Origin of the sequence: Streptomyces sp. KR80 (genome assembly GCF_052245555.1) — a bacterium.
GTDB lineage: Bacteria > Actinomycetota > Actinomycetes > Streptomycetales > Streptomycetaceae > Streptomyces.
This window is the reverse complement of the sequence record NZ_JBQQCD010000001.1, coordinates 300215-314870: the sequence shown is the minus strand read 5'-3', so window position 1 is coordinate 314870 and position 14656 is coordinate 300215. Positions and strand designations below refer to the sequence as shown.

Sequence of the window (14656 nt, the reverse complement as noted above, 5' to 3'; positions counted from 1 at the left end):
CCTGTACGGGTCGGCGTCCGGCAACTCCACCAACGTCCCGCCCGTACGTGCCCACCGGCTTGAAACAGCCCAGTCCAGCCCAGCCAGCCTGCGCTGCTCGCGCGGCCGAGGTCACTCCCGCCGAGCAGCGATATCCGCAAGGAGTGCCGAGATCACGCGGTCGGTTGCCGCCGCCATGTCCACGGCCTCGGGCGCGAGCAGCCACTGCACCTGAAGGCCGTCCATGACGGCGATGATGGCGTTGGCGGTGTTCTCGATGTCCAAGTCGCCCACGTCGTCTCGGACTTCGCCCAGTTCGCAGGCTTCGGACAGTGCCTCGATGACGAACGCGCGCAGCCCCGCATACCGGTCGCGGAAGTAGTCCTGCGCGGGATGGTCCGCGGTGACGCTCTCCGCCGACAGCACGGCGTACAGCCGTACGATCCCCTCGCGCTCGGCGTTGCGGCGTGCGGTGCCCACGAGGTGGTGCAGGAAGGCCAGGCCACGCGGGCGTTCGGTGCCGAGCTGTTCGATGTCGCTCTCGTCGCGCAGCTCCAGGACGCTGGTGAGCAGGTTCGCCTTGGAGGAGAAATAGTGCAGGACACCGGCCTGGGTGAGGCCGGCCTGGTCGGCGATCTCGGCCAGGGACGCCTTGTTGTAGCCGCGGGCGGCGAAGGTCTCCATGGCGATCCGCAGGATCTCCTGGTGCCGCTCCCTGGCCTCCGCGCTGCGCGGAGTGCGCTGCGACCGTCTGGGTCCCTTCGGGTTTCCCGGCGTCTGGTTCGCTGACTTCTTCGCGCTCACCGGCCGCAGTCTACGGCCCTCGAGATCATTGTTCACCGCCCGATTAAAGGCCAGAAAGAAGCTCCGCACAATCACTTACTAAGTACTTAGTAAGCATGCTTTCATGCTGCCGTTCCTGCCGCTTCACGCCGCCGCGGCGGCCCGGAAGGACGTCTATGACCGCCCTTTCTCCTCCTGTCCTGGACACCTCGCCCGAGCCGTCGGCCGGTTCCGCCACACCCGTGGTCGAGGCCGAACTCCTGCGCCGCGTCCGTGGACTGGACCTGCAGTCCCACGCGCGGCTCCTCCCGCAGCGTCCACAGGCTCGCCCCGGTGCACTCCCTGCTCAAGCCGTACGAACACATCCCCACAGGTACGTACAGAAGGAGCCGCACACATGACACGCACCGCACTACCACGCGCCCACCGCTCCACCGCAGCGGGCTGGATCACCGTGGGTCTCGCCGCCCTGGTCCTGGGCAGCATCGGCATGACCTTCGGACCCGCCGGTGCCGATGAGGCTGCCGACCCCGCCGCCCAGGTGTGGATCACCACCCGTGACGGCACAAACAAGCTCCACCACGACGGCGAGGCGCCCTTCACCGCGAAGCCGCAGCCCATCGACATCAGAATCGACCCGGCAAGCACCGGGCAGAAGTTCACCGGCGCCGGCGCATCGGTCACCGAGGCATCGGCCCACCTGATCCAGCAACTCCCGCAGGACAAGCGGGGCGCGCTCATCAAGGCCATGTTCTCCAGGGAAGGCGACGGCATCGGCCTGAACTACCTGCGCCAGCCGCTCGGCAGCAGCGACTTCAACGCCAACAACACCTTCTCCACGTACGAGGACACCCGCGGCACCTTCACCATCGACCGCGACAAGAAGGAGGTCCTCCCGGTCCTGAAGCAGGCCACCGCGGTCAACCCGAAGATCCGCTTCATGGGCTCCCCTTGGTCTCCGCCGGCCTGGATGAAGTCCGGCGGCTCACTCAACGGGGGCAGTCTCAAGCGCGAGCACTACCAGGATTACGCCCACTACCTCGTCAAGACCATCAAGGCATACGGCGAGCAGGGCATCGACCTCACCGACCTCACCGTGCAGAACGAGCCCGAGTTCGCCACCAGCTACCCGTCCATGAGCATGACCGCCACCGAGCAGGCCGACTTCCTCAAGGTCCTGGACCGCACCCTGACCGCAGCCGGTCTGCCCACCAACGTCCTGGCCTACGACCACAACTGGGACCACCCCAACTACCCGCTCGACGTCTTCGCCGCCACCGGCGGCATCGACCGGATCATCGGCGCCGCCTTCCACTGCTACGGCGGCACCCCCGAGGCCCAGGAAAAGATCTACAAGGCGGGCAAGCGGGTCTTCTTCACCGAGTGCTCCGGCACCGACTCCGCCAATACCTTCGCCGACACCCTCCAGTGGCACGCCGAGAACCTCGTCGTACGCAACATGCGAAGCGGTGGCGAGACCGTCGTCACCTGGAACCTCGCCCTCAACGAGAACGGCGGCCCGCACCAGGGCCACTGCTCCAACCGCTGCAACGGAGTGGTGGAGATCGCGGGCGACAAGACGACCCTCGGCGCCGAGTACTACGTCCTCGGCCATCTCACCAAGTTCATCGACACCGGCGCCACCCGCATCGGCTCCACCAGTGAGGGCCCCGGCTCGGTCCAGAACGTCGCCTTCCAGAACCCCGACGGATCCCGGGCCGCCTACGTGGTGAACACCGCGTCCTCGGCCCAGACCTTCTCCCTCACCGACGGCGGCCGCTCCCTCACGTACACCCTCCCCGCCGGCGCGGTAGCGACCTTCACCTGGAAGGCGCCCTCGAACTGACCACCTCTGACGCTCTGGTGGGCCCTGGGCGCAGCGATGCCCAGGACCCACACGGAGGCTGACAGGTGAGCCCACCGCCACATCAGCCAGACCCCTGCCCCACTGTGACTGTGGTGGTGCCGGACATCGGGGCGGGTCATGAGGCAGCCTCGGCTCGTCCGCACCCTCGCGGCGGATGGCCGGGGCCGTTGGTGCAGCTCGCCCTCACAGCCCCGTCTGCGATGGCGGGCCGAGCTGAAGGCGCTGTCCGCCGACCACGAACCCGCCGAACCTGCTGACGGTCGGCTCTGCCCGATGCGGGCGGCGGGATGATCGGGGGTGGACCTGGCGGGCGCCTCCCGAGTATCCGGCATAGGGTGGCAGAAGATGGTGAAGCGACACCTGGGAGGCCGTTATGGGGGCTCTCCGCTTCGTAATCGAACCCGGCGAGGGCAAGTCGATCTGGCTCGCAGGCATAGGGGTCGACTTCAAGATCTGGGGTGAGGAGACCGACAGCCAGTTCTCGATCGTCGAGCACCCGATCGAGCCGGGCCGTCTCATACCGCCGCACGTGCACAGCCGCGAGGACGAGTTCTCATACGTCCTGCAGGGCCGGGTCGGTGCACGGGTGGGCGACCAGGAGGCCACGGCAGGCCCGGGTTCGTACATCCTCAAGCCGCGAGGGATCCTGCACACCTTCTGGAACGCCGGACCGGAACCGGCGAGGATCCTGGAGATCATCTCCCCCGCCGGCTTCGAGCGGTTCTTCGAAGAGATGGGCGCGGTCGCCGAGACGGCGGCCGATCCTGCCGAGTTCGTCCAGCGGCGGGCCGAGCTGGGTGAGCAGTACGGTCTCGGGTTCTCGGACGAGTGGGTCGCCGAACTGACCGACAGATACCGTCTCAAGCTCCTCGGCGAGTAGCTGCCCCCACCCGCACGGTGACACGGCAGGGCACGGGTGGCCTGCTGGGCGGGCGCCACGGAGCCGTGCAGGCGGTGGCCGACAGCAGGCAGAGCAGCACGGCGAGTAACACATGTTCCTCTCCCAGCACCGGCCCCGGCCTCCCCATGCACGCCCTCAAGACGTCGAGGACGAAGCCGCCAGCTTTCAACGGCTGATCGCACTCGGGACAGGCGGGCGGGGCATCGGGCATGGCCCTTGCGTGCGCCGAGTGAGGGCCGGGCAGATCGAGACATGCCAAGGGCCGCGATCTTGGATCTCGTAGGCAGGGTGGGCATGCGCCCTTGGTGCCTGAGGACTCCTCGTGCACTCACGCACGCGGGCGGTGTGTAGGCGTACGTAAGCCCCTGTTCCCGCTCGTGAGGGACGGGACGGGAGCAGGGGCCTCCTGCTTGCCTGTGAAGGACTACGTCGGCAGTTCGACCACGCCGAGCTGGCTCAGCATGCCGAGGAAGTCCCAGTGCCACCAGCCCTCCTTGACCTTGCCGTCCTCGAACCGGAAGGTCGTGGTGCCGACCATCTCGACCTTCTTGCCAGTGGGCGGCATGCCCCGCAGCTCTCCGGTATTGGTACCCGTCCAGCTCCAACGCGTCACTACACGGTCACCCTCCGCCACCTGATCCTCGACCGTGAACGCGAAGTCCGGAAAGGCCTTGCGGTAACCGAGCGCCTCCTCACGGATGCCGTCGGCACCACGGGTGTCCGCCTCCTTATTGGCGATGTCGTGGTCGTGGTAGTCGGCCGTGAACACCTCGTTGAAGCCTCGGGGCTCGTCCCTGCCGGCGAGCTCCAGGAAGAAGCGGCGGGCCGTCGCTTTGTTGAGCTGTTCGTCCCGCACTACGTCCAGGTCCGTGAAGGTGGGCGCCTCGTCGCAGAGCGCGACTATCTCGTCGAAGATCCGGTTGGTCTCCGGGAGGTTTGAGTTCTTCATTGCCTCCTCGTACGAGGGGAACTCGACGATCTCTATGAAGTGACGCGGCTCGGACCGGTCCTTGCCGATGAGGTCATGGGTGGCGGTCCTCTTGCCCTTCGTCTGCTCGACCCATGTGTCCATGAGCCGGTTCATCTCGTCGATCCGGTCGGTCTTGCAGTCGATGATCTGCACGAATGTCATGCCGCCTCCCGTAGCGAGTGCCGTTTTCTCCATTTTAGTAGTGAATGTCGACCTAATGTCGGGTTGGTTAGGGCCGTAGCGTCCCGTAGGGGGATCCCGCCGAGGCTGTTTCGTTTGGAACTACGCTGCACCCAGGCCATGACCTGGTCGCGGAGGGAGGCAGGCCGCCCACCCCCATGCCCATCAGCTCGGGCTACCGTTCCCTGGCCCTGCCAGGCCTCCTGCTCGGCGAAGGCTGTGGTCGGGTCGTCCTGCGGGATCACCCGGACCGTGGGCTAGGCGGAGACCCTGTCCTCGTAACCGCTCACCCACTGAACGGCCCGAGGTGACTGGGAGGTCCCACACGCCGACCGTCGCGATCCTTCGGTCGAAGGGGCGTACTCGTTTGCGCCGCGGATGGCGTCCCGCGTGATCCCGCCGTCGACTTCTGCGCCTTCTTGAACACGTTGCTCGCCCGATGGTGGAGACGTGGCGCGACGGCCTGGTCACGGTCGTGCTCCCGGGCCGCCGGGAGCTCACCGGCCGCCGGTACGGACGCTGGCCAGTCCCGCGACGGAAGGTGGCGGTACGACGCTGACGGACGAGCAGACGTACTACCCAGATGGCCGCCTTGCGCCAGGCCTTCAGCGGGAAAGGTCGGGAGGTCCAGCGAGGAAAGGAGCGACCGGATGGCTACCAAGACCGTCGTGCGCCATAGCGGCGATGGGAAAGCATTCTGGATCTTGAACGGCCTCTACGAGGTCAAGGCGTCGAGCGACGAGACCAATGGCGCGATGACCATCATGGAGCTGACCATCCCGGAGGGGATGGGCCCGCCTCCGCACACCCACTCTGGCAGCGAGACGGTGTACGTCGTGGAGGGGAAGCTGCGCTACCACATCGGCGACGAGGCGGTCGACGGCGGCCCCGGGTCCTTCTTCCACATCCCCGAGGGGACGTGGGAGCGCTTCGAGCCGCTGAGCACGGTGCGTCTCCTGATCACGTACGCACCGGGCGGCATCGACAAGTTCTTCGCCGAAGTGGGTGAGCCAGCCCAGCGTCGCGAACTTCCGCCCCAGTCCGAAATCCAGGCGGATTTCATCGAGCGCATGCAGGAGACCGGCAAGAGGTACGGCATCCAGATGAAGTCGATGCCCGGCGCCTAGCGTTCCGGTCTCTGCAGACGCTTTAAGGGTTGACTTCACCTGACGCTTGACACCGTTTTCCTCGGCCAGCAGCAGCCCGCCGGAAGTTTCGTTGGTGTCGACGGCCCGGAGGCGCTCTAGCGCTGCACGTCGGACTGCCGTCAGTAGCGTCGCTGATGGTCAAAGCGCCACAAGACGCTGGTCAACCGCCACAGCAGAACGACAATGGCGAAGGCGAGGGCGACCCCACCAACGATTTTCATGGCGGGACCACGGAGGTCGAGAAAGAAGACGGGACTCGCCACAACGAGTCCCGTCGCGCATGCGAGGAACACCGCAGAGACGATGGCGTAGCCGATCTCCACCGTGGTCGCATCTCGGTCGGCTTGACTGCGCGTCACCATGGTTTCCCCCTGTCTTCTGGCCTGCCGCTTGAGTGTAGGACGGCACCGAACCCGTGGTCCGTGCGAGGCTCCATGTCCGAGTCAACCTGGTGCGCCGGCGTCGGCCTGTCTTCTTGCTGCGAGACTTCGCCTGTCCCGCCCGTCAGGCGGTTCGAGTCGTGGCGGGGCTGGCGGAGTGCCAGCCGGCGATCCAGCAGGCGGTCAGCAGTGTCGCCCCTCCGGCCGCAGCCATCGCGGTTCCAGTGCCTGCGGCCGTCGCGATCGCGCCGAAGCAGGCGGGGCCGACGCCTTGCAGCGTCATATTGCCGGAGGCCAGCAGGCCGAACGCCTGGCCCTGGGTCTCGGCCGGCAGGGCGTCCAGGAAGGCCTGCTGCAACCCCACGGCGTAAGCGAAGCCGGTGCCCGCAAGCAGCAGCAGAACCGCGCTCGTCCCAGCCCCGGGGCCGACTGCGAATGCCAGCAGCGGCAGCCCCATCACAGCGGTCAGCGGCGTCACCAGCAGCTCCCGGACATGCGGCCGCAACAGTCGGCCGACGATCAGGTCGCCGACCAACATGCCGACGGGCAAACAGGCCATCAACAGGGCGTAGGTGCCGGATGCGAAGCGGTGCTGCCCGGCGTAGGGGATGATCAATCCCTCGGCGCCCGCCGCGAACGCGCTCGGCAACCATTGCGCCAGCAGCAGCCGCCTCGGGTCACGGGCGCGCAACAGCGTGCCTGTTCCTTGGAGGCTGGCCTGCACCAGGGAACCGGACGGTTGCCCGTCGGGCCGCAGGTCCGGCAGGCCCAGGCGGACCGCGACCGCGACCGCGAGATAGAGCATCGCGGCGACCGTCAGCGCCTGCCGGGTTCCGAGGGCTGCGACGGCCGCTCCGCCGAGGGCCAGACCCAGCAACTGTGCTCCCGAGGACGCCATGCTGTTCAGCGATCGCCCCAGCACGTACGCATCCCCGGTCAGCCACCGCGCCACCAGCCGCGCCGAGGCGCCGTTGAACACGGGGGTGACCAAGGCCACGAGCGCCACCAGCGCCAGGCTCACCGCAAGGGGCAGCGGTAGCAATGCCAGGGCCAGCGCTGCTGTGCACTCCAGGAGATAGCCGCCTGCGATCAGTGCCCTTGGTCGCATCCGGTCGGCGAGCGAGCCGAGCAGCATGGTGCCGAACATCTGCGGCAGGAACCCGGCCCCGAAGGAGACCGCACTCAACAGGGGCGAGCCGGTGGCCGCGAAGACCAGCACGGAGAAGGTCGTGATGCGCAGCGAGTCGGCGGTGATCGCCACCGAGCGGGTGAGGAAGAGCAGCCGGAACCGGGGTTCGGCCAGCACCTCTTGATAGGTGGTACGGCGCGGCGGCGCCGTGGGGTGCGTGGTCATGCGCAGCAGCCTCGTGGGGCGGTGCGCGCACCCGCGAATGATTCGCCCCAGCGCGTAAGGTCCTAGGCTCGCTCCCATGCTGCGCTTCGAAGTTGCCGCAGCGGATCTGCTGTGCAGCCGCTTCGCGCTGTCTCCTGCCTTCGAACTGGCCAACCTGTTGCGGACCTTGGCGAGCGGTGGCGGGCGGCTGCCCGACGCATGGGCGGCCCGGCTGCGGCCCGGCTTCGACCGGCTGCGGCGCGAGACCGATCTGGAGGCGGCACTCAACCTGCACACGCCGCGGTTCGGCGCCGACTTCGTCGCCGCACCACCGAGGAGCCTGGCCCAGACCTGGGCCGACGACCTCGCTGCGATCCGCGCCACGTCGCTGGCACCGGCTCGCACCGAGATCGCACAGGTCATGGCCGTGCAGCCGGCCCGCGACCCCCGAGTACGCGAGGTGCTGGCCGCACCGGACGTCGTCGAGCGGGTCGCCGCCGCACTGGACCAGGCTTGGAACGAGCTGCTGGCCCCCGATTGGCCGCAACTGCGTGCACTCTGCGAGCGGGACGTGGTGCACCGTGTCGGCCTGATCGGCGAGCACGGCTGGCAGGCGGCGATCGAAGATCTGCACAGCGGGGTGTACTGCCGCGACGGCGGAATCGAGCTCAACTCCGTCAGTGGCGGCACCGTGCGGCTGGACGGAGAGGGATTGCTGCTGATCCCCTCAGTCTTCGTCTGGCCGACCATGGCGGCGCACCTGGAGGCCCCCTGGCCGAAGACTCTGATCTACCCCGCCAGGGGCATCGCCGCACTGTGGGAGACCCCGGAGGCCGCCGCCCCCGACGCCCTCGGCGCGCTGCTCGGACGCTCCCGCGCCCGGGTACTCGCCGCGCTGGACGCTCCCGCCAGCACCAGTCAACTGGCCCGTCGGCTAGGCTTGGCGACAGGTGCGGTCGGCGACCACCTGGCAGTACTGCGGAACGCGGGTCTGCTCAGCCGAGCCCGGTCAGGGCGGTCGGTGCTGTACCGGCGTACGTCACTGGGAGACGCCCTCGCGTCCAGCGCGGACACCCGCGACGACCAACCACCGACTGACACTCAGCCCCGGCTGTCGCCCTCGGCGCTGTGAACTGCCTGGTCACAGGCGGTTTCCCAGCTACTCGCCCGACGGGCAACGGGAAACCCGTCGACGCTGGTGCGTAGCCGGCGACAGGCTGAAGTCGTCCGAACGAAGCAAGACCTGCAAGGGGGAATCGTGCGCAAGATCAAGATGATGAGGACCGCCGCGGCGCTCGCGCTCGCCGCCGGCGCGATCACGACGGTCACCGCGCCCCAGGCCCAGGCCGCGGCGACGGCCGCCAGCCACGGGTGCCCGTCCGGGTACGTGTGTATGTACCCGGGTGCGGGCTGGAACAACGACCGTCCGACCCACAAGTGGTACACCTACGGGGCCCACAATCTCAGCAACGTGTACGGGGTGCACCGCCTCTTCAACAACCAGACCGGCGGGGCGACCGCGCGGACCTGCACCGGGTACAACGGCACGGGCTGCCAGGGTTACCTGGGGGCCGGCTGGTACATCGACAAGAACATGACGCCGATCAACTCGATCACCCTCCAGCCGTAATCTCCCGGTCATGCGGGGCAGCTTCCGGAGCCGCGATTCCGCGGCTCCGGAAGTCCTGTTCCCGCCACACCGGAGCAAAGGCTTGGTCGACCGTCCGGCCCCCGCTGTAGCCTGGGCATCTGCGCCCCAAGACCAGGGCGCGCTGTGCCTTGGGGGGCGCTTTGGGGGATCCGCACCGCGGACGGAAGACCGATCGTCAGCAGACCGATCGACAGCAGACCAACCATCAGCAGACCGATCAGCAGCACGAGTTGCCCGACGGCGCCGCGGTGTCCTTCTCCGCGCAGTTGCGGCGTCTCCGTGTGCAACGCGGCCTGTCGCTGGCCGACCTGGCGCGTCAGACGCACTACAGCAAGGGCTATCTGAGCAAGATCGAAACCGGCTCGAAGCGCGTGACCGTTGACGTCGCGCGCCGCTGTGACCAGGTCCTTGGGGCACAGGGCGAGCTGCTGCGGCTGGTCCGGGAGGCGGCAGTGCCTGACGGCGGGGCCGGATCCGGTCGCGATGCGCCCGGACGGCAGTCGGACGGCGAATGTCCCTACCGTGGCCTGCCGGCGTTCACCCCGCAGGACGCGGGATGGTTCTTCGGCCGGGAGCGCGCGACGGCCGCGCTGGTCGAGCGGGTCTTCGAGCGGATCGGGAACGGACCCCTGATGCTGGTCGCCCCCTCGGGTGCCGGCAAGTCGTCCCTCCTCAACGCCGGCCTCGTACCGGCTCTCCGGCGCAGCGGCGGCTTCCCGATGCCGGGCGCCGACGGGTGGCCGGTGGTGACGTTCACGCCCACCGCGCATCCGCTGGATGAGCTGCTGGACTGCACCGCGAAAGTCCTGGGAAGCGATCTCGGCATCACCGCACAGGAGTTGCGTGACCGGCCGGAGACGCTCCTCGAAGCCGCCCACAGACTGTCGGACGCCACCCCGGCAGGGCCCGGCGACCGGCAACCTCCGCCCGTCCGGCCGGTGTTGCTCATCGATCAGTTCGAGGAGCTGTTCACCCTCTGCTCCGACGAGGACGAGCGACGCGCCTTCGTACGTGTCCTCTCCGCGGTGGCCACGGCCCAACCGGAAACGGTGACCGGGCACGACCCCACCGGGCACGACCCCGCCGTCGTGGTGCTCGGCGTGCGGGCCGACTTCTCCGGGAGCTGTCTGGAACTTCCCGAGCTGGCCAGGGTCTTCACCGACGGGCTGTTCGTGCTGCCCCCGATGTCCGTGGCGGAGCTGCGGGAGTCGATCACGCGCCCGGCGGAGCTCGCCGGTGTCACACTCGAACCGGGTCTGGTCCAACTGCTCCTTCGGGACGCCGGATTGCGCGACGAACCGGGGACGGTGGACCTGGGAACCGTGCCCGACCACACGCCGTCCGGTGCGCTGCCGCTGGTGTCCCACGCGCTGATGGCCACCTGGCAGCAGCGCGAGGGTGCCACGCTGACCGTCGCCGGGTACGAGCGCACCGGTGGCATCCAGGGGGCGATCGCGCGTACGGCCGAGAACGTTTTCGCCCGCCTGTACCCGGCCGAGCAGAAGACCATCCGTCGCATCCTGGTGCGGCTGGTCCACGTCGCCGAGGGCACCGGGGCGACGCGGCGCCGGATGAGCCGGACCACCCTGATGGAGCAGCTGGTCCACGCGGACGGCGCCGCGGCCGCGCTCGACGCCTTCGTACAGGCCCGGCTGATCACCATGGACAGCGACACGGTCGAGATCACCCACGAGGCCCTGCTCCACGCCTGGCCACGGCTGCACGGCTGGATCCACGCCGACCGGGCCGGACTGCTGATCCACCAGCAACTGGCCCACGCCGCCGACGAATGGGAGCGCGAGGGTCGCGATCCGTCCGTCCTCTACCGCGGGACCCGGCTGGACACCGCCCGCTCATGGGCCGATGAGCTCGACGGCAGGAGCCGCCTCAGCTCTCAGGAAGCGGCCTTCCTCCAGGCGAGCCAGGCCGAGGAGGAGCGCCGGGAGAAGCAGGCCAGGCGCCAAGTCCGGCTGCAGCAGCGGATGCTGGCCACGCTCCTCGTCCTGCTGGTCCTCGCCCTGACCGCCGGAGGTCTGGCGTACCAGCAGCGCGCGGGCGCGCTCGACCAGGAACGCATCGCCCGTTCGCAGGCTCTCGCCGTGCAGTCCGCGTCCCTGGCCGCCGGTCAGCCGGAGGCGTCGATGCTGCTCGCCGAGGAGGCCTACCGCGCCGCGGCGACGACCGAGGCGCGCGGTGCTCTCCTCAGTACCCAGTCCCAGCCCTTCTCCGCCCGGCTCGGCGGGCACGACGGGCCGGTCAACGCGGTGGCCTTCGCGCCGGGGAACCGTTCGCTGGCGACGGCCAGTTCGGACGGGACGGTGACGTTGCGGCGGGTAGCCGATCGCCGGACGACAGCGACGTTCACCGTCCCCGGGCGCGTACGCTCGGTCGCCTTCAGCCCTGACGGCCGGACGCTCGCGGCGACTTCCACGGACGGGCCCGTACGGCTCTGGGACACCGCCGACCACCGTACGACGGCGGTACTTCCCGCGAAGACGACGGGCGCCCGGGCCGTGGCGTTCGCCCCCCGCGGACGGACGCTCGCCACCGCGGCCGCCGACGGGACGATCCACCTGTGGAACACCGCCCGGGGCCACCGGGCCGTCGCGTCCCTCACCGGCCACGCCGGGGAGGTCAACGCCCTGGCGTACGCCCCGGACGGCCGGACGCTGGTCTCGGCCGGTTCTGACCGGACCGTACGGCTGTGGGACGTCTCAGCACGCCGTCCGCTCGCTGTTCTCACCGGGCATACCGACGCGGTGCTGGGGGCGGCGTTCGCCCCGGATGGGCGGACGGTCGCCACCGGAGGCGTCGACCGGACCGTGCGGCTGTGGGACGTGGCCAAACGCCGGACGACCAAGACGCTGACCGGGCACAGCGACGACATCAACGCGGTCGCCTACACGCCCGACGGCACGACGGTCGTCAGTGCGGGCGGCGACGGCACGACCCGGCTGTGGGACGTGCGCAGCGGCCGGCCGACCGCGACGCTCGCCGGACACACCGACTACGTGCTCGGGGTGGCCCTGGACTCCGCCGGCACGGTGCTGGCCACCGCCGGGTTCGACCAGTCCGTGGTGCTCTGGGACCTCCGCGGTCCGGTTCTGACGTCCCGTCCGTTCACCGAGGTCTGGCAGGCCGCGTACAGCGCGGACGGGAAACTGCTGGCCACCGCTGACGCCGATCACACGGTGCAGTTGTGGGACGTGGCGAGGCGCCGGGTCCTGGCGACGCTCAGGGGTCACCGCGAGACCGTGTTCTCGGTGGCCTTCGCCCCGGACGGGCGGACGCTGGCGTCGGCCGGCTCCGACGGCACGATCCGCCTGTGGGACGTCTCCGCGCGCCGCCCGCTCGCCACACTCACCGGCCATAGCGGGGACGTGTTCTCGGTGGCCTTCGCCCCGGACGGGCGGACGCTGGCGTCGGCCGGCGCCGACCGTACGATCCGCCTGTGGGACGTCTCCGCGCGCCGCCGACTCGCCACACTCACCGGCCACACGGACTTCGCCAACGCCGTCGTGTTCAGCCCCGACGGGCGCACCCTGGCGAGCGCCGGTGACGATCTGACCGTACGGCTGTGGGACGTGTCCCGGCGCCGCCCGCTGGCCACGCTCAACGGCCATACGGGCGCGGTACGGGGTGTGGCCTTCAGCCCGGACGGACGGACTCTCGCGAGCAGTGGCAACGAGGGGACCGTACGCCTGTGGGACGCCCGACGGCACCGTTTCGTGGCGGCGCTGACCGGCCACACCGGCTCAGCGCGCGGCATCGCCTTCTCGCCCGACGGCCGCACCCTGGCGAGCAGCGGCAACGACCGTACGGTGCGGCTGTGGGACGTGGCCGGGCGCCGGCTGTGGGCCGCTCTGACGGGTCATACGAACGCGGTGTGGGGCATCGCCTTCTCGCCCGGCGGGCGGACGGTGGCCAGTAGCAGCAACGACGGCACCGTGCGGCTGTGGAACCTGGACATCGGCGCCCGGCTGGCGGACATCTGCCGACTGCGGGAGGGCATCGGCCCGAAGGGGCGGGAGACGCTCATGCCCGGCCTCCCGGTCTCCCTCGGCCGCGTCTGTGCCCGGCCTTGACACCGGCGGCGAAGTGCCCTGTTCGGAGGGGGTTTCCCGGGTGTTTCCCGTTGCCCGTCCGGATGGGGTGACGCCGGACGCTCGACGAGCGGGGCCACGGTCCGCAGGCTGCTGTCTGCGTCCGGAACTGCTTCGGGCGGCCGGTGCGTCGTCGGCAGGAAGGCAGGTCGGCGTGCGGCTCATCGAGCTGTCGACCGCACATCGGAGCTTCACCTACAGGAAACGGGGATCCCCGCATGCTTCGCCGATCCGGTCTCATCGGCACGCTACTTGGTCTACTGGCCTTCCTCCTCTGGGCGCCCACGGCTGCGTCCGCCGGGGCCGCGCCTGCAGCTACCACCGTTCGTACGGCCGCTGCCGACGGCGAGTGTGCCGTCCTGGCGCCGGGAGCCTCTGAAGCGGCGGAGCGTGCCATCGCCGCCGCCTGCGCACAGGTGGCAGCGGACGTCTGGTACACGTGGGGCGGCGGGCACGGCCCGCAGCCCGGTCCCACGTATGGGCAGGTGGACCCCACCGACCCGGCCAGCGAGCACGATCCCGAGCGGCTCGGCTTCGACTGCTCGGGGCTGATCCGCTACGCCTACGCCCAGGCCACCGGGTCGGACATCCTCAACGGCGTTGCCAGCGCCCAGTACTACACGCATCGCGCCGCCGAACGCTTCACCGCCGGCCAGGAACTCGCCCCGCTGCTCCCCGGCGACCTGCTGGTGTGGGGCACCTCCCAGAAGCTGCACCACATCGCCATCTACCTCGGCGCGGGGAAGATGGTGGAGGCCAAGCAGTCCGGCACCAAACTCATGGTCAGCGATGTCCGGCTGACCGGCAGCTACTACGGCGCGGTCCGCGTCAACACCGGTCCGGTGACCGGGCACGTCTTCCAGACCTGGGGCACCGGCGTCTGGACCAAGGCCCAGCCGTCCACCAAGGCGGCGCGCGTCTACGCGTTTCCCCAGTCGACGACGATCCGCGTTGAGTGCCAGAAGCACGCGGAGCTGGTCACCTCCGACGGCTACACCAACGACGCCTGGTCCTATCTGCCCGACTACAAGGCATGGGTCACCAACATCTACATCAAGGGGCCCGCGTGGCTGGAAGGTGTGCCCACCTGCACCTTCTGACACCGCGCGCCGTTCGACAGCAGTGACCGCCACGGGGGTCGGCCACTGCTGCGAACGGTGTTGATCGGGCGGGGCGGGAGGCCCACTCGGAGGTCCTGGCTTACACGAGGGGCGGCAGGTTCATGTCAGGCACTAAAGGACTAGACCTGTTTCGGCCATTGACGCAACGGCTGCTTCCCTTCGCAAGATCTCTGTCTTACCTTGAATTGTCATGTACGCCCCAGGTGGGGGGTCAGTGCGGGGGCATCCGTGGTCTTCATC

The 14656-nt window shown here is 69.3% G+C and carries 10 protein-coding genes and 1 pseudogene; 7 read left to right on the top strand and 4 right to left on the bottom strand.

The features are described from left to right. Positions 1 to 111 precede the first annotated feature (111 nt). Entirely contained in the window at positions 112 to 663 is a 552-nt protein-coding gene (locus ACTWQI_RS01405) for a TetR family transcriptional regulator (protein WP_443267148.1), read from the bottom strand. 496 nt (positions 664 to 1159) lie between these two features. Between ACTWQI_RS01405 and ACTWQI_RS01400 the strand changes: the two are divergent. After that, positions 1160 to 2590: pseudogene (locus ACTWQI_RS01400) on the top strand (glycoside hydrolase family 30 protein); the annotation flags it as partial. A gap of 412 nt (positions 2591 to 3002) precedes the next feature. Next, positions 3003 to 3509, top strand: coding sequence for a cupin domain-containing protein (locus ACTWQI_RS01395; protein ID WP_443266577.1), 507 nt, complete (start codon positions 3003 to 3005; stop codon positions 3507 to 3509). Positions 3510 to 3954: 445 nt separating this feature from the next. On the opposite strand, the gene ACTWQI_RS01390 is transcribed toward ACTWQI_RS01395, so the two are convergent. Next, positions 3955 to 4662, bottom strand: a complete 708-nt coding sequence (locus tag ACTWQI_RS01390) for an ester cyclase (RefSeq protein WP_443266575.1) — start codon at positions 4660 to 4662, stop codon at positions 3955 to 3957. Positions 4663 to 5330: 668 nt separating this feature from the next. Here ACTWQI_RS01390 and ACTWQI_RS01385 point away from each other — a divergent pair. Beyond that, the gene (locus ACTWQI_RS01385; RefSeq protein WP_443266574.1) at positions 5331 to 5807 is read left to right on the top strand and encodes a cupin domain-containing protein; all 477 of its coding nucleotides are present in this window, start codon (positions 5331 to 5333) and stop codon (positions 5805 to 5807) included. 140 nt (positions 5808 to 5947) lie between these two features. Here ACTWQI_RS01385 and ACTWQI_RS01380 read toward each other — a convergent pair whose 3' ends face one another. Further along, positions 5948 to 6190, bottom strand: coding sequence for a DUF6332 family protein (locus tag ACTWQI_RS01380; RefSeq protein WP_443266572.1), 243 nt, complete (start codon positions 6188 to 6190; stop codon positions 5948 to 5950). A gap of 142 nt (positions 6191 to 6332) precedes the next feature. Next, the gene (locus ACTWQI_RS01375) at positions 6333 to 7568 is read right to left on the bottom strand and encodes an MFS transporter (protein ID WP_443267146.1); all 1236 of its coding nucleotides are present in this window, start codon (positions 7566 to 7568) and stop codon (positions 6333 to 6335) included. Between the two features lie 70 nt (positions 7569 to 7638). Here ACTWQI_RS01375 and ACTWQI_RS01370 point away from each other — a divergent pair, with 70 nt between their 5' ends. The 4 genes from ACTWQI_RS01370 (at position 7639) to ACTWQI_RS01355 (ending at position 14395) form a co-directional block, all read left to right on the top strand. Then, positions 7639 to 8673, top strand: coding sequence for a DUF5937 family protein (locus ACTWQI_RS01370; RefSeq protein ID WP_443266570.1), 1035 nt, complete (start codon positions 7639 to 7641; stop codon positions 8671 to 8673). A 126-nt stretch (positions 8674 to 8799) separates the two neighbouring features. Continuing rightward, complete coding sequence (locus ACTWQI_RS01365; protein ID WP_443266569.1) at positions 8800 to 9171, top strand: hypothetical protein; 372 nt, start codon at positions 8800 to 8802, stop codon at positions 9169 to 9171. 161 nt (positions 9172 to 9332) lie between these two features. Next, complete coding sequence (locus ACTWQI_RS01360; RefSeq protein ID WP_443266567.1) at positions 9333 to 13277, top strand: nSTAND1 domain-containing NTPase; 3945 nt, start codon at positions 9333 to 9335, stop codon at positions 13275 to 13277. A gap of 236 nt (positions 13278 to 13513) precedes the next feature. Beyond that, entirely contained in the window at positions 13514 to 14395 is an 882-nt protein-coding gene (locus ACTWQI_RS01355) for an NlpC/P60 family protein (protein ID WP_443266565.1), read from the top strand. Positions 14396 to 14656 lie beyond the last annotated feature (261 nt).